The organism is Paenibacillus rigui (assembly GCF_002234615.1).
GTDB classification, from domain to species: Bacteria; Bacillota; Bacilli; order Paenibacillales; family NBRC-103111; genus Paenibacillus_S; species Paenibacillus_S rigui.
In genome coordinates this window covers 21,697-45,258 of record NZ_NMQW01000023.1, presented here as the reverse complement: position 1 = coordinate 45,258, position 23,562 = coordinate 21,697, and the positions used below count along the sequence as shown (strand labels likewise).

Below are 23,562 nucleotides of genomic sequence, written 5' to 3'. Positions count from 1 at the left end.
CATGAAGCAAACTGCATAGCAACCACGCAAAGCTATTTATATAGCTCCTTCAACGCCTCACGCTGCAGGGGCTTAATATTCACCTTGGAGCGAATGCTTTTGGCCATAGCCTCCGCCTCATCCATCGTTTGACACTTGCCTAACGCAATTAACGTCCCGACCGCTACAGCACCCGTTCTTCCGCCACCGCCGGCACAGTGAAAGCCGACCTTTTTCCCGTTTCTATAAGCTTCCACCACATGCTCGATCGCTTGTTGAAACAAGGGGGCTTGCGGAGTTTCCGCAGCATCGCCAAGCGGCACCTGAATCCATTCCACTTGAGCCGAAGGATAGGCACTCTCGACCGCTTCGCCGCGCAAATCAACGATGACCTCTACCCCTTCATTCTTAATCATCGCTTCCACATCAGCCGCGCCGCCGAAATAGATTTTATCCTCCAGCAAACTTTGGTAATTTTTCTCCATAGCCTCAGTTCCTCCTTTCTATGTCAACCCAACCGTCCTACTTCCCTTCCGCAAGGAATTGCTCGATCCGCTTCCTGATCTCATCCCGTACTTCACGGAACTTAGCCATAATTTCTTCTTCCGTTCCCACAGCTTTCGCAGGGTCTTCAAAGCCCCAGTGCCATTTCACAACCTGTTGGTTCGATATGACCGGACAATGCTCGTCCGCATGCCCGCACAGTGTGATGACATAATCCGCACGATTCAACAGCTCAGGGTCAATTACATTGGAGGTATGCTTGCTAATATCCACACCCGCTTCTTGCATCGCCTGAACCGCTCTTGGGTTCAAGCCATGCGCTTCCAGGCCGGCGCTTTTCACTTCATATAAATGACCGCCCAGCGCATTCAGAAATCCATCGGCGATCTGACTTCTACAGGAGTTGCCTGTGCATAGAAAGTAAACAAAAGGTTTGTTCTCCATAGTCATGTCACGTATTACTCCTCTTCATCTTTTTTTGTAGATCTTGCTCTTATGCCCCTTGATGCCTTCTTTTAGCCTGCTTGCTACCGCGAAGCCCCTTCACTGCCAGAAGAACAATCGTCACGACGGCCACAAATGCGACAATAAATAACCATACATTCACACGGGATGCTTGAATCAAGTACAGCCATAACGAAAGACCGATGAGCGTGATCAGCAGGGTGGGCACGGTTAAAATGATCCCGACTTTGAAATAAGCCCCCCAGCCGATCCGGACACCCTTCTTGGCCAATACATGAAGCCAAAGCAGCGTCGCGAGGGAGCCGATCGGCGTAATTTTGGGACCCAGGTCCGAACCGATCACATTCGCATACACCAAGGCCTCACGAATAACCCCTTCCGTTTGGGTGCCCTTTATCGCTAAGGCATCAATTAATACCGTCGGCAAGTTATTCATGACAGAGGACAGGATCGCCGCTATAAACCCCATACCTACCGATGCCGCAAGGAGACCATGATCGGCTACCGCTTGAATCAGCCGGCCTAAAATATCGGTCAACCCTGCATTCCGCAAGCCGTAAACAACAACATACATCCCGATGGAAAAGATCACGATCGTCCACGGGGCCTCTTTTACCAGCTTTTTCGTATCTATGACCGGACTCTTCCTGGCCGCAAGCAGGAAAGCGATGGCCGCGATTCCCGCGATCAACGAAACCGGAATGTCCAGAAACTCGCTCACGAAGTAAGCGATCATCAATACGCCCAGAATGACCCAGGACCATGCAAAAAGCACCTTGTCCTTAATCGCATCGCCCGGATTTCTCAATTGCGCGAGCGGGTAGGACGCCGGAATGCCTTTACGGAAGTACACATACAGCACAGCCAAGCTGGCAGCCACCGAGAAAAAGGTGGGAACGAGCATCCGGCTGGCATACTCCACAAAACCGACGCCGAAATAGTCCGCAGAAACGATATTGACCAAATTGCTGATCGTAAAAGGCAAGGACGCGGTATCCGCTATAAATCCGCTCGCCATGATGAACGGAAGCACGGTTTTGTCATTAAATTTCAACGCGCGAACCATAGCGAGCACGATAGGCGTAATAATAAGCGCCGCACCGTCGTTAGCAAACAAAGCCGATACCGCCGCACCCAAAAGAATAATGTACACGAACATCAGCTTTCCGTTCCCCTGCGCCCGACGAGCCATATGTAAGGCTGCCCACTCAAAAAAGCCGATCTCATCAAGTACAAGCGAGATCAGGATAATCGCCACGAACGTCAAGGTAGCATTCCATACAATGCCTGTCACAGTACCGACATCCGCAAAGCTGACGATTCCGAACAGGAGCGCCAGTACCGCTCCGCCTGAAGCGGACCAGCCAATACTCAGCCCCCGCGGCTGCCAGATGACGAAGGTTAAGGTAATAAGAAAAATAATACATGCAATAAATGCCATCGTCTTCGTTCCTCCATATTAATCACAACAGTTATTCATCACTTGAAGCTTCTCTTGCATCGAAGGGAGATGCGCCAACACGTCCTGGACATACGAATTTCCCTCCCTATTCAAAGAATAATAAATCCATTGCCCTTTGCGATTCTCATGAACCAAGCCCGCCTGCTTCAGCTTGCGCAAATGCTGGCTCACTCCCGGCTGGGAGATACCGACAGCGTCGACAATATCACACACGCATAGCTCCCGTTCTTTCAACAGAGCGACGATAGTCAGCCTCGTTTTATCACCCAATAGCTTGAATGTGTCGGACATTTCCAGGATCGTATCCATAGCTGGCCTCCTTGCGATAAATGGTGCGAAATTAATATATAATAATTTAGTTATATAATCAAGTACTTATATAAAAATCGCACGATATTGTACTGACCGGCAAATTTCAGCTTCAATCTATGTATGGCTTCAGCATCTAGCAAAGCAGAAATAGGACGGAGCAGGTATCCCCTGCCTCGTCCTATATTTTTCGCCTGCGGTAAGATTATTAAGAAGTAGTGGTTCCTGCTTGCGCAATCCCGCTAAAGCTTACAGGCCCTTGCAAAATCACGTCAGGCGCCCCGGTTTTAGCCACAAACATCGTATAACGAATTTCACGGTTGGCCACAAAGATAGCCGGCGGAAAGTCCACGGCATGGAAGGAAATGATCTGGTTCCCGGGACCATCCTTTAAATCCTCGGTACCTACATAGATGATGACCCCGGACCCAAAGACAGCAGAACCCCCTCTTTGAACGTAAACCGTCACACTGTTCGGTGCTCCGCCGTTGACTCCGATCGTTCCCCAAAGCTCGATACGGACATTACTTTCATTTGGTGTACCTACAGCTGCAGCAGTTTGCAGTCCGATATCTCCAAAGAGGGTAGAAGGCGTTGCGGGTACAAGCTCTGTACCTGAACTGTCATTACGGTGCTCAGATATTCTGGAGTCAAGAAATTGAATTGACATTATCTTCACCTCCTGTACACAATCTACTCAAAGTATATGCCGGCAACAGAAGAGTGATTGGACTTGTAGCCATAAAAAAAGACAAATGCAATCCACGCCTCCCAAGCGTTAATTGCATCTGTCCAGCAAAGCCATCACGAATCAAAATGATATTTCCGCATCGCCATCCGTCCCAGCACCGTCACCAGGCCATATAGAACGATCGACAGCAGCGCCAGAATCACAATGCTCGTCATCACCATATGCATCTGGAATACTTGGCCACCATAGATGATAAGGAAGCCCAGGCCCGCTTTGGAGGAGAGGAACTCTCCCATGATGACCCCTACAAGCGTCAGACCTACATTGACCTTCAATGCAGCAACGATATTCGGTATGCTCGCGGGCAGCAGCACCATGTGCAGCGTTTGCCACCGGGTCGCACCGAACGACTCCATCAGCTTTTGCTTCGACTTGCCGATCTCCTTGAACCCGGACTCAATCATCATAATCGTGACGATAAGAGAGATGGCTATCGCCATGCCATAGATCGAATACCGGTCTCCGAGCCAAATGTAAAAGATGGGACCGAGCGCCACCTTAGGCAGCGCGTTCAGTACAACCATGTACGGATCCAAAATTCTGGAGGTAAAGGATGACCACCAAAAAGCAATAGCAATGACCGTCCCGAGCACCATCGAGACCACTATCCCTATGATCGTTTCCAGCGTCGTCACCCATGTATGGTGCAGCAGTTGGCCTTGCCCCAGCAGCTCGCGGAAAGAGGTCACAATTTGAGACGGCTTGCTCGTAAGCATGGAATCCACCCACTTCCAATCCGCCGCAAGCTCCCACAAGCCAAGTACGACGAGCAGAACCAGCAGCTGCATCCCCCGGATCGTATTGCGATGCCGCTTTTGTTTGCGCAAATAAGCCTTGTAAGCCTCGGTAGGCCCTGAGCCTGGAGGCGAAGCCGGCGAAGAGGAGCCGACCTGCATCCTCCGATCGGCATTCATTCCCGCAGAGCTTCCTTGAAGCGATGATTCATGAGCCTGTACTGACGACATGTCCCTGCAGCTCCTCCCATATGGTATTGAAATACGTATGATAGCGTCCCGCTTCCCGTTTCTGCCAAGGCGTCAAATCCGGGCCTTCCTCGAACTCCATCCGGTGAACGGCTGAGATCGTGCTTGGTCTTTTGGACATCACCATCACACGATCGGCCATACAGATCGCCTCCGATATATCGTGCGTAACCAGAATCGCCGTCTTGCCTTGATCCTTGATAATCGATGCAATCTCATCCGCCAGCGCCAGCCGCGTCTGGTAATCCAATGCCGAGAACGGCTCGTCGAGCAGCAAAATATCCGGCTCCGTCACGAGCGTACGGATCAGCGCCACACGCTGCCGCATGCCTCCGGACAGCTGCGCAGGGCTATGGTGGGCGAAGCCGCCCAAGCCATAGCGCTCCAGCAGCTCCAATGCCTTGCGCTCCGCAGCACGCTTATCCATGCGGCGAATTTCGGCCCCCAGCATCAGATTGCTGAGCACATCCCTCCACTCCAGCAGATGGTCGTGCTGCAGCATATACCCGACGCTTCGCGAGGTTCCGTTCACTTCCTGCCCGTTGATACTCACCCTGCCGGCTGTCGGCTTGATCATACCCGAGATGAGCGACAGCAGAGTGCTTTTGCCGCAGCCGCTCGGTCCTACAATGCTAATAAACTCTCCCGCTTCAATGCTAATATCGATATCCCTCAGCGCTTCCGTCTCCTGCTTCATCGTAAAATAACGAAGCGCCACCTGCTGCAGTTCAATTTGTGCCATACTCATTTCCCCGCTTTCTTCGCGAAGGTCATGTCAACGACATCCTCCATCTTCACCTTCTGCTCTGCCTTCAGGACACCATTCTCGATCAATACATGCTGCAGCGTATCGAATTGCACCGCGGTCAGCTCGGGATTCGCGTTCCAGGTCCCTTGCTTTTTGTACCGTTCCACGGATTGAATGATAATGTCCTTCGGCGTTCCTTCAAAATACGGCGCCAGCGCTGCCGCAATCTCATCCTTCGAGGCCGTATCCAGCCATTGCGTCGCTTTGACCAGCGCATTGGAAAACCTTTGCACCGTATCCGCATTGTTCTTCAAATAATCTGCTGTAGCAACATAAGAGGTCTCCGGGAACTGGCCGAAGCCCTCTCCCATCGAAGCGACGTAATATGCTTTGCCTTCCTTCTCCAAGGTAGAGGCAATCGGCTCGAACACTTGAATAAAATCGCCCTTGCCGCTTGTAAAAGCCCCCGCCATCGCCGTCGAGGCAATGTTCGTCACCACATCCGCCTTCGCTACCTTTTCCTGGATCAGCTTGGAGTTCAACACCATCTGCGGCGCGCTGCCAGGCCTCCAGCCGATGATGTTTTTCCCCTCCAGATCGCTCCATTTGAAGGTGTTCATCTTATTTCTCGACAACAGGAACGAGCCGTCCTTGAACGTGAGCTGGTGGAAAATTTTCAGCGTTTTATCGCCCTTTTGGTTAAAAATATAAATCGCCGTCTCCGGACCGACCAGCGAGATGTCCGCCGCACCCGCCAACAAAGCCGCAGCTCCCTTATCCGAGCCCTGTGCCGTATTCATATCGATGTTGATCCCGGCTTCCTTGAAGAAGCCCTTCTCCATGGCGATATAATGCGGAGCGTAGAAAATGGATCGGATAACCTCGGAAAAACGTACGGTCTTCATCTCCGGCGGCTTCTCCGCAGACTTGGACTCCACGACCGGAGCGGCTGTTGGAGCCGCTGGCTTCTTGTCCTCCTTACCACAGCCTACAGCAGCGGCCACCAGCATGATTGCACATAATAACATCCCTGCTCGTCTGTTCATCTTCATCGTTCGGTCCCCTCCCAAGGTTTTGAGCTTCTTATTTATGAACGGCTTGCTCACGGCCCGCAACCAAATATTGCTCGGCCATGCTTTTGCCATATTCAACCATCGTCTGATTCCCTACCTGCATTAAAGGTACCGCGGTGACCCGCTCTTTTAGCAAAAACAGCTCTACGCCCGGCAGCATCCATTCGAGCGCGTAAGCAAGCGGCAGCCCGTTCTCCAAAATCTCAAGCGAATGCGAATTCCCGACGATAAAATTTAACCCGGCCCGCCTCGCGTACTGCACAAGCTCGCTATGCTCCCGAACGCGACTGATACTCACGATAATCGTATCCGTCTCAGGATACAGGCTGAGCGCCTGCTTCAGATGCTCCACCGTAAATCCGGAATGCGGAAAGAAATGAAGCACATGCTTCACGGGACTGTCCAGATCCCCACTTAAAACCTGCACCGGGTTCATTAAATTCGCTTCCTGCAAGGAAGCCTCTCCACGGATCCTCCGCTCCGCCTCCAGTACCTCCTCATCCAGATGCCTGCCCATCCACCTGTCGATTCGCTGCACGATATGCTTTACGGTTTGTACATCCTCCAGCGCAACGCCTTGATGCAGCACATTGCCTTGAATGCCGCCGAAGCAGATGTCCGTCTTCAGCTTTCGATGCCCATGCAGGAACGTCACGCCCGGATGCAGGCCATGAAAGGCTTCATGCAGCTCGATTAACGCCAAATCGTACAGGGGCAGATAGTTAGCGAAAGGAACGCCTCCGGAGCTCGCCGCATCCGCTACCGGGTGGTGTACGACAACCAAATCCAGCTGCATCCCGGATGCCAGCTCGATAACCGACTCGGTTAACGTCATGCCGACTCCGATTCGCCGCACCGGCTTCTGCTTGTCCCCGAAGATGAGACCCGGAATCTCGATAACACTTTTGCCCGGAATATTAGAGGTCTTGGTGACCACATAGGGATTCGTTCCTGCCGTCACTTCATTCCAATCCATCACCACCCTTCCTCCTGTTATGGCATTCAAAGCGGTCAATACCGATCCCACGTCGTGTTGAGGGTGTATTGTCTTCATTCCCAGCTGCCCCTTCCATCGTCTGTTTATCGAATTTTGAGTACAAAAAAACCGCCATCATGAGCATAGTTCAGCCCTAGGAACAGGCTGTAATATGTCATAATAAGCGGTCGTAAGGCTCTCCTCTTCCCAGCGGAAGCGTTGGAGTTCCTCATTACCTGCTATGTTGGTTAGCTTCTCGCTTCAACCTTGGATTAGCACCGAATCTCAGGGGGAGATGGACTCCATGCCAATAACTTTGCAACGAGAACAACGTAACATGCAACTAACTTGAAGCATCTGAACAAAAACTTATGTGTTATCTTGTTGTTAGTTAATATAACATAGTGGACAACCTTTGACAAGTAGGCTGCTCAAAAAAATCCAATCCGTCCTTCTACCCTTCTTCCAAAGGGTGCTCCAATACAATGATGGTCGCCGAAAATTCGGTCACCGGATCATAGTCCTTCAGCACGGTAAGCACTTGCAAGCCAAGCGTTTCCTCCAGCTTTTGCTTGAGCATTTTTTTGTTCGCATCCATGACCGCCGCATCGACGCTGGCTGTCAGGCTGCGATTCGTTTCGTCCAGTATTTTCAAGGCCGGAATCCGCTTATGGGTCGCAAAAATATACACCTTGTCCCCTGCCACCTCAAGCCGCTGCGACCGGATGCCGATCCCGAATATCTCTTGATTGATCGAGTTATAAATTTTAATGATTTCCTGCTTCAAGTAGCCTATGGAGCCTTTAGCTTTCATCGGAATTCCCCTCTCTTGTGATGGTGCGAAAAGCCCGGTGAAGGATTGCCCGCCGCGCGTGTGGAGCCATCACGATTCCAGCTGTTCCTCGCCGATTCACCGGACTCTGGACATGAAACGAGTCCTTATCATTTTATCACAATTGTAAGGAATTCTGACATGAATGTTATGTTTTTAAAAATTGGCATATCCCGTATGACTTGCATCGGCGTCAGACCGTCTAACTGCGGCGGGCCTGCTCATCATATATGGATAGAGCAGTACAAGCCCCGTCACATACAGCATTGCGGCAAAATACGCGGGGAGCAAATGCCAGAAATTGGTGTACTGAATTTCCCAATGTACACTGAAGCCGGCAAGAAAGCCGGGAAAGCCCCCCAGCAAAAATGTCCACCAGAGCCATCGCCGGCCCTGCTGAATTCCCCAAAGAGCTGAGGCCAGAAGGGCTACCGCATTCGAGAACAAGGCACCTCCAAAGCCGGCGCGGTCATGCGCGATCAAAGGAATCAGCCTCTCGTTTATTTCGGACAGCATCGCCGGGGTCGCACATAAATAGGCCAGATCCTCCGGCACAAATACCCGTGTAATCCCTACGATAGAGATCACGATGCCGCCGATGGCCAGGGCAAAGCCTAACACCACCATCATCAGCTGACCCCATTGGGCCCTCCGCCATAACCGGTCATTATGCAGGTTCGTCCCTTCACGGGACGGAAGGTCGCCCGGGCTGCGCATCGACAGAATGAACATCGGAAGCAGGACGGCTGCCGCCGCCGCATGAAGCGGATCGAAATAGCCGTAACCCAAATACAGGAAAAAGCTGCTGAAGCCTACCAGACCTGAGGTCAATAAGGCGGTTTTGGCCCAATGCTGGCCCTTGCGCATTCCGTAACGGCCGAGCTGAAAATATAAAATGCCGATGGAGATCATCGTTCCGGCCAGCGTGACCCGATCATGCGACATAAACCCGAGCACGAGAGCATTGGCCTGCGCAATGGAGGAAGGCCCCATCCCTAAATATTGGATGTCATACGGGAGCACGACGGTCGTCGCTGCAATGATCCAGGCCAGCAGGCCGCCGATCATCATGCCGATGCCGAGCAGACACATCCAGCCCCAGCTGTGCCAAAAAGAAGGATCGGCCGGCTCCGGGACCGATCCGAGCTTTTGCTCCGCGATCGCTTCGTTGATCCGCTTCGGCAGCCCCGGACCTGCGTACACAAGGCCGCTGTGCAGCTGCACATAGCTTGCACCGGCGTGCAGCAGGTCTAATGCATCCAGCGGCTCGTGAACCCCGGCCGCTGCAACGACGGGCACCTGCGGGCCTAGCTGCCCGCGGAGCAAACGCACCTTGTCGAGGCACGCCGGCTTGCCCGACGCTCCGACGAGGGCCGCGCCCTCGTCGGTCTCCACCGCTTCGCCGACGACGAAGCCGCACCAGCTGCCAGCGGACATCGCCGCCAGCAGCGGGAGCAGCTTCTCCTCCGGATAGCGAAGCGGAACATAGAGCAGCAGCGGCAGCGGTGCCGCTGGGCTGACTTGGAGAGCTGCGGCAGGCCGCTCGCCGCTCCGGAGCTTAGTGGCGGCTCCGCGTTGAAGGCGGCCGGCGTGCTCCCTCACGGCGTCGAGCAGCGCCAGCGTCTCCTCGACTGACCATGCCTCGTCGAGGCAGTCGATATACAGCGCCGCCGCATAAGGCGCAAGCCGCTCGATCAGGATCCGCTGCTCCTGAAGCGCCTCCTGCGGGGAGCGGCCGCGGACGCTCCGGGCACGCAGCATGAGCGGCAGATCGTGGCCCGGCTTGCGTTGCAGACGGCGCACCGTGTTGTCCAAGCCCGCATTCGCTTGGGCATCGGGATACACGATTAATTCCTGCTCCGCCTCCCGCAGGATGGGTCCGGCAGCCTTCACTTCATTTACAGTCACAGGCCCGATCTCGATAAAGCCGAAGCCAAACTGCGCCATAGCCCGGTGGGCCGCTCCCGTCGGATCCAGAGTCCCCGACAAGCCCACCGGATAGCGCAGCCGGATGCCCGCCAGCTCGCTTGCCAGAATCGGGAAGGACTCCGAGTGTCCGAGTGTTTTGATAAGCAGGCTCCCTCCAGGCAGACGGCTCAAGCCTCCCATTGCCTTGAGAGTGAAATCCCTCGCCAGCACCGAAGGAAGCTGAAACAGCAAAGGGCGAAATATCGTCTGATAAGACCAATCCGGCAAAGCACAACACCCCCTTTTGTAAGAAGCAGAATAAGTTATACTTTGTTTCGACGGGACGGCTCGGATTCCTTCCCCATGCTGCGCCCTCCTTATTGAATCAACAGCTGGCTGACCGGCTTAAACACGGCTTCCAGACTCTTTCCCGGCTCTGAATAAGCGAATTGCAGCACCAGAAGTACACCGAGAACCAAGCCCGAAACGAGAAATCCGGAGAACATTGCCAGCTCCTTCCATTTCCTTTGCCGGATTAAGGACGGTGTTTCCATCGATATAATCAACAGGGCAGCTACAGTTATAAGGGTCAGCACGTGGATATCTACTCCTTTAATGAGGTAGGGTTGGGCTTATGAACAAGCCGGGTGTATCCAATAAATACCCCAGCCTGGCATCCTAGGCGGTTCAGGTCGAGGGAGGCTTTTTCGAGGCGCTTTCAAATCCAAGCGTACGACAGCAGTGGAGGTGCGAGTGGTTTCGCTACCGGACAGCACAACGGCGCATCTCCCCGGCTTCCCCCTTCCGCTGCAGAAGGTCGGCTATGTTTTCGCTGCATTCATGTGATCAACTATGTAGTTTAAATTTCCCATTATGGGAACGATTATTCGCTATCAGTCCGATAGAGAAAATAAAAAGAAGAACAGCCGCAGCCCAAGCCGTGTACACGATTGGCGCCTCTCCTTTGTTCGCCACGCCTACGGCAATCAACGCCCAAACGGCAACCAGCACGTAAGCAGGGTCGCGAAACCGCAGCCCCACCGCTACCGCCACCAGGAAAGCGATTAGAATCAGCAGCATTGTCCATGCCGTTTCCGATAAACCGAAAGGCTTCCACCCCACAGCATACAGGGCTACCGCAATGTTGACGATTGCCGCTATCGTGATCCATCCGAGATAAATACTGAACGGTATTTGCACTCCCCAGCGGATCAACGGATCGGAGGACCAGCCCTGCTTATGCGTATTCCAATAAACGGCGGCCAGAGATAGCAACAGACCCAGCATGGCAAAAACGGAGGATGTAATATATAAGTATTGCCACAGCAGAATCCAGCTGATGTTAAAAAAACAACTGACGATAAACCACGGACCGATGCTCGTGATCTCCTCCGCGTCCCGCGCCCTCGGCACAAATTGAACGATGACAAAGACAATAAGAAGAGCATAGATGAGCCCCCATATGGAGAATGCATAGGGTGCCGGGGTTATGGGGACAGGAAACATCGCCGAAATTTGGCCCGTCGTCTTTCCGTTTATCGGCAGCGCCGTGGCGAGCCAGTTCACCACAAGCACCGCAAGCAAACTCACTACATTCAACCACCTTAACAGCGTATTCATCTTTACCTACCTCCTTAGGGTATACATGGATCGCTCTGCAGCCAGCTTCCTGACCCGACCGGTTGCCGGAAGCGGAAGCGTGTCCTTCGGACTACCTGTTCGTATGATATGCTGTCCTTGGCACTTACAGTGCAATAACCTTTACATCTTCACTTGAAACTTATCATGAAAATGAAAATGAAAAAGAACCCTTCCCTCCGACACCGCGGCAGGTAAAGAGTTCCCTATCATAAGCGTTTTTAAGTACATACAAGAATATGCCGGGCAAAAGCTCCCTTGCGTACGACGCACCGGTCGGTAATCCGAAAACCGACACGCTGGAGCATCGCATCGATATCCTCGGTCGTCACGATGACCGCCCGCGAAGCGAGCCTGCGGGCGCTAGCCAGCATGGCCAGCTGCTCGTCCGGCGGCAGCTTGGAGCATAAATTGTACGGCATATCGAGGATGGCCGTATCGTAGGCCCCGCCAAGCTGGCGAATATCCCCGATGGCTGCAACATCGGGAAAGCCGAAATGAGCGAGATTGGCGCGCGCTCCGCGAACCGCAAGGGGATTGATATCGTAACCGACGATATCTACCCCCATGGAGAGCGCTTCAATCAGCACCGTGCCGATCCCGCAGCACGGGTCAATGGCCCTCACGCCGGCCGGCTCCGGCACGGCGATGTTCGCCACCGCCCGCGCGACGCGAGTGCTGAGCGCGGTAGAATAGTGCTGCGGCTTCGCTTGGTGCCGCAGCCAGACCGCCTCGGAGCCGTGGCAGGCTCCGAAGCGCCACCGACCGTGCGTGCGCGCCACGCCGAAGAGCCGGTCCGGCCTGCGCATCTCCGCTTTGCCGCGGATGTGCAGGCCCAGCACCCGCTCGATGGCTCGCGCCTCCGCATAATCCACCGAGCCGTCGCTGTCGAGGAATACCACCTTGAAGGTGGCGCCTTCCTCCAGCTCCATCTCAGCGACCTGCCTCGACAGCTCCGGCAGGTCCTCCCCCTCCAGCAGCACGTCAAGCCTGTGCTTCACAAAGGGGCTGCGGCTCGGATCGATGCGCCGTTCACTTGCTACGATCCGCTCCTCCGGGATGCAGCCCAGCAAGACTTTTAGCTCCAGCTTGCATAAGGACAGCTCTTCCTCATGAGCCGTCCATGTATATAAATAGCAAAGATGATGATCCAAATCCATCCTCCGTTCCATGCATCAAGAACCTCTAAAGCTTTAAACCTCTAAACCTCTAAAGCCTACAACCCGAAAAAAGTCTCTCATACCGGGCTCCGCTTTGTCAAATCGACAACCGACCTGCCAAACAGCATCCGGCCGAGCCGCCAATCGATAATGCGGATATAGCCCTCTGCGTCTTTCCAAGCAAAAAGGCCGTCCCCCGGGTCGTTTACCGCCAGGCGGCCCTATTGCTTTTTACACGCGGAATTTGGCTAGAAGCTGCTGCAGCTCTTCCGCCATGGAGCTCAGCATGAGGGTAGAGGAAACCATTTCTTGCATGCTGGCAGCCTGCTGCTCCGTATGGCCCGAAACCTCTCGTGCGCTGGCTGCAGCCTGTTCAGCCACACGGTTGACGGACCGGATCGCTTCGACCGCAGCCTGCGATTGCTCTGCGATGTCCTGTGATTGCTTGGACACCTGCGCTATCGACGCTGCCACCCGGTCTACCGCCTCGCTGATTTGCCCGAAGGCTTGTCCAGCATGCCTCACAACGCTCATGCCGATAGCCACTTCCCTTGTCCCGGCTTCCGTGGCATGGACTACCTCCTTTGTTTCAGATCGGATGCCTCCGATACGCGACGCCACGTCCTCCGCAGCAGCTGCGGTTTGCATCGAAAGCTTTCGCACCTCCTCAGCCACCACAGCAAAGCCTTTGCCCGATTCCCCGGCGCGGGACGCCTCGATGGAGGCGTTAAGGGCCAGCATGTTCGTCTGCCTGGCAATTGCAGCGATGACATCGACAGCCTGGACCACCTCTGCCGAGCGGTCTCCAAGCCGCCCGACGGACGCGGCGAGCTCCTTTATCGTCCGCTCTATGGCATCCATTTGCCTCATCGCGGTTTCGATCGCCTGCTGCCCCTCGTCCGCTGCCTGCAGCGCATGAACCGAGGTCTCGCGGGCTGAGCTTGCCTCGCCTGTAATGCTCTTCACGGAAGAAGACATCGTTTCAATCAGGGCAACCCCTTCCTGAACACTGCAAACCTGCTCCACCGTACCGTCCGCAATCTGCTGCACCTGGGCTGTGACCTGCTCCAGCGACACGCTCAATTGATTCGAGCTCGCACTTAACGCCTCGGCTGCAGCAGTCACTCGTTCTGCGCTGCCTCCTACCTGAACGACAATGCGATGCAGGCTCGCTTTCATCCGGTTGAACACACTTCCCAGGTTGCCGATCTCATCCCGATTGCGGATATGCAAGTCCGGAACCGTCAAATCCCAATCTGCGATCCGTTCTGCAGATCCCACGATAGCCCGCATAGGACGTACGATGGCTCGGGACAGCAGCAGACCGATCGTCAATGCAATCAACAACGCAGCCGCACTGACCGCTGCCAGGGTGCGGATCGTCACCGCAACCACAGCTTTGTTCTCTTCTACCAGCGAAGCCATCGCTTCTTTTTCCCGATCCTGTATGGCTGCCGCAGTTTGCCTCAGCTCCTCATTCAACGGAGCCGACCAGAGGAGGGCCTCCGACTTCGCCAATCCCTCCTCCTTCCGGTTCACATAATCCACTACCTTCGTTAACAGCCTGGCAAAGGTCTCATTAGATTCCTTCAGCTTCAACACCTTGCTGCGTTCCTCGTCCCCCACGGCAAGCTGCAGCATTTCATCAATGGAGGCTGTCAGCTCTGCATGGGCCGATACCAGCTGCTGCTCCTTTTCACGGGAAGGCTCCAGCACATAATTCAACAGCAAGCCGCTCTGTCTCTCTGCAGCGGTCTGGATTCCCGATGCTTGTTGGACGATAACAACATTGTCCTGGATCAGAGCTGCGTAGGAACGGTCAATTTGCTTCAAATATAAATAGGACAGAGCGCCCGCCGCCGCCACCAGCAGCGATATCAGCACGAACGCTCCCATCATTTTACGACGCAATGAAAATGTCAATAGACCGCATCCCCTTTTCTTATATGTATACGGTTTCAATCTGCTGAGAAAAAGAAGCTGCCAATAGAATGAAATCCATTGACAGCTGCTCGATGATTATTTTCTTGCCAAATATTTACGAATATCGAATGCGACGGCTGCGACAATGATCAAGCCTTTAATAATCAACTGCCAGTAAGGACTTACACCGATAAACGTTAGCCCGTAGTTGATAACCCCGAAAATCAATACCCCTACGAGAACGCCAGGCACCGTACCGATACCGCCTGCTGTGGAAACCCCGCCGACGACGCAAGCTGCGATAGCATCCAGCTCATACATGTTGCCGTAGTTGTTCGTGGCTCCACCGGTTCTTGCCGCTTCCAGCACACCGCCCAAGCCGTACAATGCGCCGGCAAAAGCGTAAATTTTCAACAGGTTCCGTCTAACATTAATCCCTGACACCGTAGCCGCCTGGATGTTGCCGCCGATGGCGTACATATTTTTACCGAGACGGGTTTTATTGAACACGACCCAGACAATCAGGGCGACGATAATGGCTATAATAACAATGTAAGGTATCGAGTAACTGCCCCCCGATCCGATAAAACCGGTGCCAAGCTTCGTGAAATCCGGTCTCAAGCCGGCAATCGGCTGGGATTCATTCGGCTTCATGTCGAAGTAAATCGAGTTGGCGCCATATACGATAACCATCGTACCGAGCGTTGCGATAAATGGCGGTACACTCAGCTTCGAGACGATCCAGCCGTTCAGCAATCCGACGACCAGACCGGCCAAAATCCCGATGACGATCGGTGCCCACAAGGGCAGGTCCGGCATATCCGGGAAAAACCGCCGCGGGTAGTCCGTAATTTGCAGCATGGAAGCCGAAAGTACTGCGGTCAAACCTACGACACGACCCGCTGACAAGTCGGTTCCGCCGGTAATAAGAATAAATGCCATGCCCAAAGCGATGATCGCCCGCGTCGAGTTTTGCAGCAAAATATCCCGTAAAATATCTATCGATAAAAAGCGGGGATCGGATATCGCAATCCCGATGACCAGAACAATAAGCACGATGTAGATGGCGTTCTGGGTTAGCATACTGCTGATTTTTTTGGTATTCATTGTTTAAGAGCCTCCCTCAACAAACTTGTAGCATGGTAACCTGTGTATTGTTGTTAAACCATATATTTGGTAGCCAGACGCATGATCTCTTCCTCGCTCGCATCCTTGCCTTCTACGATACCGGCCAACCGGCCTTCGCACATGACCATAATGCGGTCCGACATCCCAAGCAGCTCCGGCATTTCCGATGAAATCATGATGATGCTCTTGCCCTGCTTCGCAAGGTCGGCAATGATCGAGTAAATCTCGAACTTGGCCCCTACGTCAATTCCGCGCGTCGGCTCGTCGAGCAATAAAATATCCGGCTCGGTTAGCAGCCAGCGGGCGAGCAGCACCTTCTGCTGATTTCCCCCGGACAGGTTCTTGATCTGCTCTTTGACCGTAGGCGTCTTGACCCGCAGCTGCTCTACGCTTCGCTTCGCTTCTTCTCTGATCTTGCCTTCATCGAGCAGGAATAACGAATTCGTATACCGGTCGAGGTTAGCGATCGCTGCATTCTCCTGGATGGAGAGCACCGGAAAAATCCCCGTCACACGCCGCTCCTCCGTCAGCAGCGCCAGCTTGTGCTTCTTCGCCTCCTGGGGTGATTTGAACCGGACCTGCTTGCCGTTCAGCTCAATCGTTCCCTCTGCTATCGCACGAAGTCCGAATAGCGCCTCGATCAGCTCGGTCCGCTGCGCGCCAACCAGCCCGCCCAATCCAAGCACCTCGCCTTTGCGCAGCTCGAAGGATACGTTCTTGAAGGATTTGTCCAGCGGCGAGGTCAAATTCTCCACCTTCATGAGCACATCGCCTGGAACATTCGTGCGCTCAGGGAACCTTTGGCTTAAATCCCGGCCGACCATCCGTGTAATGATCAGGTCCGTCGTCAGCTCTGACGCAAGCCACGTGCCAATCAGCTTCCCGTCGCGCATGATCGTAACATCATCGGAAATGCGAAGAATTTCTTCCATTTTGTGCGAGATGTAAATGATCGCTACGCCCTGCTTCTTCAAGCGATCAATAATTTTAAACAGCGCTTCAACCTCATTGCCCGTCAAGGACGAGGTCGGCTCATCCATGATGATCACCTTGGAGTTAAACGATACCGCCTTGGCGATTTCAAGCGATTGCAGCTTCGATACGGACATGCTGCCCGCCAATGCGGCCGGATCGATATCCATCTCCAGATCCTTGAACAGCTTCTCGGTATCCTTATACATTTTGCCGTGGTCGACCAGCTTCAAGGGCCCGAACCCTTTGACTGGAAAACGCCCCAGCCAAATGTTCTCCATCACGTTGCGCTGCGGAATCGGGTGCAGCTCCTGATGGATCATGGATACGCCTTGATCAAGCGCTTGCTTGGAGTTCATCATTTCCACTTTGCTGCCGTTTAAGATGATTTCTCCGCCATCGGGCTTATATATTCCGAAAAGACACTTCATCAGCGTCGATTTTCCTGCGCCATTCTCTCCCATAAGAGCATGAACCGTTCCCGGTCGTACCTTGAGCGTGACATTATCAAGCGCTTTAACGCCAGGAAACTCTTTGGAGATACTATTCATTTCCAGTAAGTATTGACTTTGAGTCATGGTAACGCCCCCTGCGTATGTTGATGTATACGCCACTTTCCATTTGGAAATATTGCGGTTTCAATCGGATCATTTAAAGATGTAAGTGGTGTGAATTACTGAGTTGCTTAAGCCGTTCATTTTGGTCCTAATGCATTTTTGGATGGCTTTCTTGTTTAAAGGTAAGGAAAGCAAGGGTCATCCCCTTGCTTGGGTCATCTTTCTAGCCTTTTCCCTAAAAAATCCGGGTGAATCCGGAGCGAAGCGGGCGGATCGTTCTGTAGAAGCGACAGCGATCGGAAAAACGAACTGCCCGCGCATCGGACCTTGATTTGATTCACCTAGCTTTTTTACTTCGCATCATTCAGGTTTTCTTTTGTAATTTTTTTGTAAGGAACCCATACGTATTTGCCGTCTGTGATGTCATAGCCAATGTTATCTTTGGAAGGCGTTTGGCCTTGTGCCAATACGTTAGCCAGGTTAAATGTCGCTTTACCTTGGTTTTTCGCATCGTTCAGAACCGTTCCGAGCATCGTGCCTTCTTCCATTGCTTTTACAGCTGGTGCTGTTGCGTCAACACCGACAACCGGCATATATTTGTTGTCTTTGAAGTAGCCTTTTGCTTTCAATGCTTCGATTGCACCCAGCGCCATGTCATCGTTGTTTGCGAATACCGCTTCGATTTTGTCGCCATGGGACGCCAGGAAGGCAGCCATTTTCTCTTGACCTTTTACACGATCCCACATCGCTGTGTCTTCAGCCAGCTTTTCTACTTTAATGCCAGCATCTTCAACCGCTTTGATGGAGAACTTCGTGCGAAGCTCCGCATCCTGGTGGCCCGGCTCGCCTTTCAGCATAACGTATTGAAGTGTGCCGTCTTTATTTTTATCCGCTTCCGGATGTGCTTTGAAGTAGTCGACGACCAGCTGGCCTTCCATCGTACCGGACTGCTCTGCTTTTGCACCAACGTAATATACTTTATCCCATTTCTTCATATCCGCTTCCATCGGCTCGCGGTTGAAGAAGACAACAGGAGTATTGGCTGCTTTCGCTTTGTCGATAATTACGCCTGCACCTGTACGGTCAACCGGGTTGATCGCCAGAGCGTTTACTTTCTTGGTGATGAACAAATCCACTTTATCGTTTTGTGTAGGCTGCGAGTTTTGGCTGTCTACGATATCCGTTTGCGCTTTGCCTTCCGCATTGGAGGAGATCGCGTTCCGCACGCCTGTCATGAAGGTATCGTCAAATTTGTAAATCGCTACGCCGATAACCGGTTTCTTTGCCGCGCCGCCTGTTTCTGTCTTCGCGCCGCCGCTCGGTGCTGCTGCATTCTTGCCTCCTGCGCCACAGCCTGCCGCTACCGTAGTAATCAATGCTGCGGTCAAAAGTGTGAAAACAACCTTTTTCATATTGAATGACCTCCGTTTGCCTTTTTAATATTTGCTTATTTGCTACAACCCCATTATGCTGTATCCTTTGTCAAAAACCCATGCAAAATACTCATGTTTTATATAAATATTCTACTGTGTTTTTCTGCTCAGCAAGGATAAACCGCTTCGCCATCGTTGTATGATGGCACGCGTTTGTCGAGGTAGACGAACGTTGTGAAAACTATACTTTCCTATCTACCAAAAAAAATCCCCTTCCGAACCAATAACGATTCGAAAGGGGCCTATCTCATGAAAAGCCTATTTTACAAAGGGAAACAACAGCTTCTGGTTATCCGACCAGAACATATTCTCCTGATCAATCACCTTGGTGCCTGTGTCCACGAACTTCGGTATTTTCTTGCCTTGAATAGCCTCCACCGCATATTTCACGCCAAGATAGCCCATACTGAACGGATTCTGGATAATTGTGGCCTGGATGACACCTTCCTGCAAAAATTCGATATCCTCCGGTGTATTATCAAAGGTAACCACCTGCACCTTGCCTGCCAGCCCCATGGCGCTCACTTCATCTGCAACCCCGATCGAGGCGATTGCATGCAAAGCAACGATCCCGTCCGCGTGCTTCTCGGTTAACAGCTTCTTCGTCAGCTCGCGGCAAAGCTTCAAATCCGAGTAACAATACTCCCTGCTCACGACCTCCACTTGCGGATAACGGGCCAGCTCATCGAGCAGCCCCTGCTCCCGCTCATCTGCATTCTTGGCGCCTGCCCCGAAGTTCAGGACCGCAATCCGGCTCGTAACACTCACCTGCTCCACCAGCTTGCTGCCCGCCTTCTTGCCTGCCTCATAATTGTTAATCCCGATAAAGCTGAGCACCTTCGGTGAATTTACCTCGGAATCAATCGTAATCACGGGAATCCGCTGTCCTGCAGCCCGTTCACTCGCCTCGGCCAAGCCTTTATAATCATTCGCAGCCAGCACCAAAGCATCCGTTCCTGCCGAAACAGCCTCATTCACCAGTTGAATCTGCCCTTGGACATCCTTCTCGTCCGCAGGAGCGGACACATTCAGGTTCACGTTAAATTCCTTGGCTGCGGCCTCCGCCCCCATCCTTACCGTCCCCCAGTAATCTCCTTGATTCATCTTTACGATCAAGGACACCGTTGATTTGGCTGCCGGTGTGCCGCCGCTCATCTCCTTCACAGGAGAGCAGGACAGGATGCAGCTCAGGAGGACAAGCAGAACAACAACGAGCGGGAGCCGGCTGCGTTGATAGCCGTCCTTCATCATGCTATGCAATCTCATATCGGCTCCACCTCGCCTTCCTCCTTCAGAATCGGAATCCACACCTTGACCGAGGTCCCCTCTTCCAGCTGGCTCTCGATCTGCAGACCGTATTCGTTTCCGAAGGTCAGGCGAATGCGTTCATGCACATTTTTCACGCCGACACCTGAGCCTTCATCCGACTTCACTTCGCCGGAGAGAATGGAGCCCAGCTTGTCCGGCGGAATGCCGAGCCCGTTATCCTTGACCTCCAAAAGCACCTTCCCCTCTTCAATACCGGCGGAAATATGAATCCACCCGTCGTCAGCCATCATCTCAATCCCATGATAGATGGCATTCTCGACGAGAGGCTGCAAAATCAGCTTCAAGGTTTTGCAGGACAGCACCTCTTCATCTGCCGTGATCTCGTAATCGAACTTATTTTTGTACCGAATGTTTTGGATGATTAAATAGTTGCGGATGTGCTCCAGCTCTTCACGAACAGTGATAATCCTTTTGCCCCGGCTAAGGCTGATCCGGAAAAACTTCGACAAGGAAGTAATCATTGTGATCACATCCTCGCTCTTGCCGCTTCCGGCCATACGCACGACGGAGTTTAACGTGTTATACAAGAAATGCGGATTAATCTGCGCTTGCAGCACTTCGAGCTCGCTCTCCCGCTTCGCCTCCTGCTCATGAATGATCTGCTCGGTAAGCTCCCGAATGTTCGCCACCATCAGGTTGAAGCGCCGCGACAAACGGCCGACCTCGTCATCCCCTTGGACAGGAATATGAATTTCAAAATCCCCCTGCTCCACCTTGCGCATCGATTTCTCCAGCCGCTTGATCGGCTGCGATATTTTGGCTGACATGAAGCCTGAGATTAAGAGCACCAGCACCAGAACCGCGAGCAGCAGCCAGGAGATGAAGCCGCCGATCTCGTTTTTCGTCGTGACAATCTCGTCCATGTAGGATACGCCGATAATTTTCCAGCCAATATTGTTAACGGTCTTAATCGTGATCAGCCGCTTGACGCCATCCGTCTCATCGACATAGCTGCCGAACGTATATTTCAATGCCTTTTCGACATTCTCATACTTCAAGCCCGCGTAAATCAGCTGCTGCTGAGGGTGATAAATAATGTTGCCTGCCGACTCGTCGAGAATGTACACATATCCTTTCTGGCCCAGGTTCACCTTGCGGAAAAGATCATCGAGCGTCTTGAAATTGACATCGACCATCAGCACGGCCCCGATCGATTCGTTGTTGCGGGAAATCGTGATCCCTTTACTCATCGACACAACCCATTGATACTGCCCCTTATATAGGTTCTGAATGTGCGGCAGTGAGAAGGAGAGGTGATCCGGGCTTTCGATCGCCGACCGGAACCAGCTTTGCTCGGTTAGCTTCGTATTCCTCCGCAGCTCAGCCTGAGGCAGTCCGGTGATGAGATCGCCGTCACTTGTGAACAAGGCCATCGATACAATATCCTCACGGGAATCCAGAATCGTCTCCAGCTGCTCCATCAGCGTCTCATTCGGGATGCCCTGGCTCTTGCGAATCTTCTGATCGACAAGATCGAACACCTCGTCCATCCCCTTCAAATAAATGTCGAGGTTGTAACTAACCTGTTCGACAATTTGCTGATTGCTGAGAAAAGTATTCTGCTCCGCCGTCTGTGAAAATTTGTTGTACAAAATGACACTGACAATGAGCATGACAGAGATCGTGATGAGCGTAAACGACATGGTAATGATGAACTGGATGCTTTTGACCTTCCACGTGTCGATGAGTCCGTAAAACCACCGCTTGAACGATTTGATCATGGCCATGCCTCCATTTACGCTTCAGCCGAGCTGCTGCTGCGGTATTCCTTCGGCGACATACCGACATGCTTTTTGAACGAAAAGCTGAAGTAGTTCGGCTCGGCGTAGCCTACCTTTTCGGCGATTTCGAACGCTTTCAGGTCCGTCGTTCTCAGCAGTTCCTTCGCAGCCTCCATCCGGATGTGCATCAGATAGCTGCCGAACGTCATCTTCGTTTCTTTCTTGAAAATGCCGCTGAAGTACCCTGTGCTGATATGCAGGTGCGCGCATACTTTGTTAATCGAGATATCGCTGTCGTGATAATGCTCCTTCGTATACTGCTTGGCCTTGTCGACCAGTGTCTTGTACGAATACTGCCGCTCACTGGAAATACTGTTCATCAGACGGGTGCCGAGGCCGACAATCCAGCCTTTGGCTTCCTGCAGGTTCGTAAACTTGTGAATTTCGGCAAATGGGTTGAAATTCGTCCCGAGCACCTCGTCCAGATCCGTGCTGGAATCTTTGGCCGCCCGCAAAATCGCCGTCAAAATCTCAAGCAAATAGATCTGATAGTCCTGAAAGCTGACCGGAATATCCGAAATACCCTGGAATAAATCATCGACAATATCCTTCAGCTCCTGGGGCGTCCCTACCTTCATGCAGCGAATGAGCCCATGCTCCTTCATCTCGTCGAAGCGCAGCTTCTCCACAGGCCGATGCTCCACATCCTCAATAAAGATCACCCGGTTATTGCCGAGAACGAGACGATAGTCGAGTGCCAGCACCGCGTCCTTGTACGAATAACTGACATCCGTAATCCGATTCGTAATAACGCCCACGCCGATCGAGATCGTGAGCTTCAAATATTTTTCCACGCTCTGGCGTATTTCCTCCAGTACGGCAAGTGTCTTTTTGCGAACCGATTCGTGATCCTTCTCCCCCGATACCGTAAGCAGCACCAATTGATCGTTGTGCAAAAAGACGAGGCCGTGACGGTGCTTTTCGACTATTTCCTCGGAAATATTCAGCACGGCGAACAGCTTTAGCTCGTTATCCTTGGAATATTTTAGCGATTGGAGCGCTTTGGCCTGCCGCTGCTCCTCTGATTCGTCGCCCTGCTCGTCAGGATTATCCATGCTTAGTACGGAAACGACAAAGCTGCTCCCCTGCAGATTGACGCTATAATTCAGCGCTTTCTCTTCGATTTCCGCCAAAGACTGCTTGCGGTTGATCAAGGAAGCGAGGAATACTTCTCGCAGCACGGGCAGGCTTTGCCGGTAATGCTCCTGCAGCGTCTGCACGTTCTCCTTGCGGGCGGTTTCGTCGTCGATCAGCAGCTTGATTTTATCTAAAGCCGCCATCAGCTCCTGCGCGGAAAAAGGCTTCAGCACATATTCGTCAATATGCAGCTTGACCGCCTTCTGGGCGTATTCGAACTCGTCGAATCCCGTCAATATAATTATTTTGGTTGTCGGGTATTTCTCCCGAATCCATTCGGACAGCTGCATCCCGTCCATAAACGGCATTTTGATGTCGGTGACGACCACATCCGGTACAATGCGCTCGATCAGGTCCATGGCCTCTTTTCCGTTCTCCGCTTTGTCGGCGACCTCAAAGCCGCAGCTGGCCCAATCGATTTCCTGGACAATACTCTCTCTTACATCTTCCTCATCTTCCACTAAAACCAGCTTATACACCTGCACGTTCCTCCTCGCCGAATGGCGCGAAATGT

General features: G+C 52.7%; 21 protein-coding genes. All 21 read right to left on the bottom strand.

Annotated elements, in window-relative coordinates:
- Positions 1–32: 32 nt before the first annotated feature.
- Complete coding sequence (locus tag CF651_RS15940; RefSeq protein WP_094015861.1) at positions 33–464, bottom strand: protein-tyrosine phosphatase family protein; 432 nt, start codon at positions 462–464, stop codon at positions 33–35.
- Between the two features lie 37 nt (positions 465–501).
- On the bottom strand, positions 502–927 hold the full coding sequence (gene arsC, locus CF651_RS15935) for an arsenate reductase (thioredoxin) (protein ID WP_094016115.1): 426 nt from the start codon (positions 925–927) through the stop codon (positions 502–504).
- 49 nt (positions 928–976) lie between these two features.
- Positions 977–2,389: an arsenic transporter gene (locus CF651_RS15930; protein WP_094015860.1), complete on the bottom strand. Its 1,413-nt coding sequence runs from the start codon at positions 2,387–2,389 to the stop codon at positions 977–979.
- An 18-nt stretch (positions 2,390–2,407) separates the two neighbouring features.
- A complete protein-coding gene (locus CF651_RS15925; protein WP_094015859.1) occupies positions 2,408–2,719 on the bottom strand; it encodes an ArsR/SmtB family transcription factor in 312 nt (103 codons plus the stop codon).
- Positions 2,720–2,927: 208 nt separating this feature from the next.
- The gene (locus CF651_RS15920) at positions 2,928–3,389 is read right to left on the bottom strand and encodes a hypothetical protein (RefSeq protein WP_094015858.1); all 462 of its coding nucleotides are present in this window, start codon (positions 3,387–3,389) and stop codon (positions 2,928–2,930) included.
- A 134-nt stretch (positions 3,390–3,523) separates the two neighbouring features.
- Positions 3,524–4,435 (bottom strand): ABC transporter permease, encoded by a 912-nt coding sequence (locus CF651_RS15915; protein ID WP_245855955.1) that lies wholly within the window; start codon positions 4,433–4,435, stop codon positions 3,524–3,526.
- Positions 4,413–5,195, bottom strand: a complete 783-nt coding sequence (locus CF651_RS15910) for an ABC transporter ATP-binding protein (RefSeq protein ID WP_094015857.1) — start codon at positions 5,193–5,195, stop codon at positions 4,413–4,415. Before CF651_RS15910 ends, CF651_RS15915 begins: the two co-directional genes overlap by 23 nt.
- Positions 5,196–5,197: 2 nt before the next feature.
- Positions 5,198–6,253: an ABC transporter substrate-binding protein gene (locus tag CF651_RS15905; protein ID WP_094015856.1), complete on the bottom strand. Its 1,056-nt coding sequence runs from the start codon at positions 6,251–6,253 to the stop codon at positions 5,198–5,200.
- 31 nt (positions 6,254–6,284) lie between these two features.
- Positions 6,285–7,250, bottom strand: coding sequence for a Nif3-like dinuclear metal center hexameric protein (locus tag CF651_RS15900; RefSeq protein ID WP_245855953.1), 966 nt, complete (start codon positions 7,248–7,250; stop codon positions 6,285–6,287).
- A 454-nt stretch (positions 7,251–7,704) separates the two neighbouring features.
- The gene (locus tag CF651_RS15895; protein ID WP_094015854.1) at positions 7,705–8,064 is read right to left on the bottom strand and encodes a Na-translocating system protein MpsC family protein; all 360 of its coding nucleotides are present in this window, start codon (positions 8,062–8,064) and stop codon (positions 7,705–7,707) included.
- A gap of 174 nt (positions 8,065–8,238) precedes the next feature.
- Positions 8,239–10,278, bottom strand: a complete 2,040-nt coding sequence (locus tag CF651_RS15890; protein WP_094015853.1) for a dihydroorotate dehydrogenase — start codon at positions 10,276–10,278, stop codon at positions 8,239–8,241.
- Between the two features lie 89 nt (positions 10,279–10,367).
- Positions 10,368–10,586 carry a hypothetical protein gene (locus tag CF651_RS15885; protein WP_094015852.1) on the bottom strand — a complete coding sequence of 73 codons (219 nt, stop codon included), beginning with the start codon at positions 10,584–10,586 and terminating at the stop codon, positions 10,368–10,370.
- Positions 10,587–10,836: 250 nt separating this feature from the next.
- Positions 10,837–11,610: a hypothetical protein gene (locus tag CF651_RS15880; RefSeq protein ID WP_094015851.1), complete on the bottom strand. Its 774-nt coding sequence runs from the start codon at positions 11,608–11,610 to the stop codon at positions 10,837–10,839.
- Between the two features lie 239 nt (positions 11,611–11,849).
- Entirely contained in the window at positions 11,850–12,800 is a 951-nt protein-coding gene (locus CF651_RS15875; RefSeq protein WP_245855951.1) for a TRM11 family SAM-dependent methyltransferase, read from the bottom strand.
- Between the two features lie 219 nt (positions 12,801–13,019).
- Complete coding sequence (locus CF651_RS15870; protein ID WP_094015850.1) at positions 13,020–14,711, bottom strand: methyl-accepting chemotaxis protein; 1,692 nt, start codon at positions 14,709–14,711, stop codon at positions 13,020–13,022.
- A 96-nt stretch (positions 14,712–14,807) separates the two neighbouring features.
- A complete protein-coding gene (gene mglC / locus CF651_RS15865; protein ID WP_094015849.1) occupies positions 14,808–15,818 on the bottom strand; it encodes a galactose/methyl galactoside ABC transporter permease MglC in 1,011 nt (336 codons plus the stop codon).
- Positions 15,819–15,871: 53 nt separating this feature from the next.
- A complete protein-coding gene (locus CF651_RS15860; protein WP_094015848.1) occupies positions 15,872–17,389 on the bottom strand; it encodes a sugar ABC transporter ATP-binding protein in 1,518 nt (505 codons plus the stop codon).
- Between the two features lie 329 nt (positions 17,390–17,718).
- Positions 17,719–18,780 (bottom strand): galactose ABC transporter substrate-binding protein, encoded by a 1,062-nt coding sequence (locus tag CF651_RS15850; protein WP_094015846.1) that lies wholly within the window; start codon positions 18,778–18,780, stop codon positions 17,719–17,721.
- Positions 18,781–19,059: 279 nt separating this feature from the next.
- Positions 19,060–20,067 (bottom strand): substrate-binding domain-containing protein, encoded by a 1,008-nt coding sequence (locus CF651_RS15845; RefSeq protein ID WP_245855949.1) that lies wholly within the window; start codon positions 20,065–20,067, stop codon positions 19,060–19,062.
- Positions 20,064–21,857, bottom strand: a complete 1,794-nt coding sequence (locus CF651_RS15840) for a histidine kinase (protein WP_094015845.1) — start codon at positions 21,855–21,857, stop codon at positions 20,064–20,066. The genes CF651_RS15845 and CF651_RS15840 overlap by 4 nt, the downstream gene beginning before the upstream one ends.
- 8 nt (positions 21,858–21,865) lie before the next feature.
- Positions 21,866–23,527 (bottom strand): response regulator transcription factor, encoded by a 1,662-nt coding sequence (locus CF651_RS15835; protein WP_094015844.1) that lies wholly within the window; start codon positions 23,525–23,527, stop codon positions 21,866–21,868.
- Between the last annotated feature and the right edge of the window lie 35 nt (positions 23,528–23,562).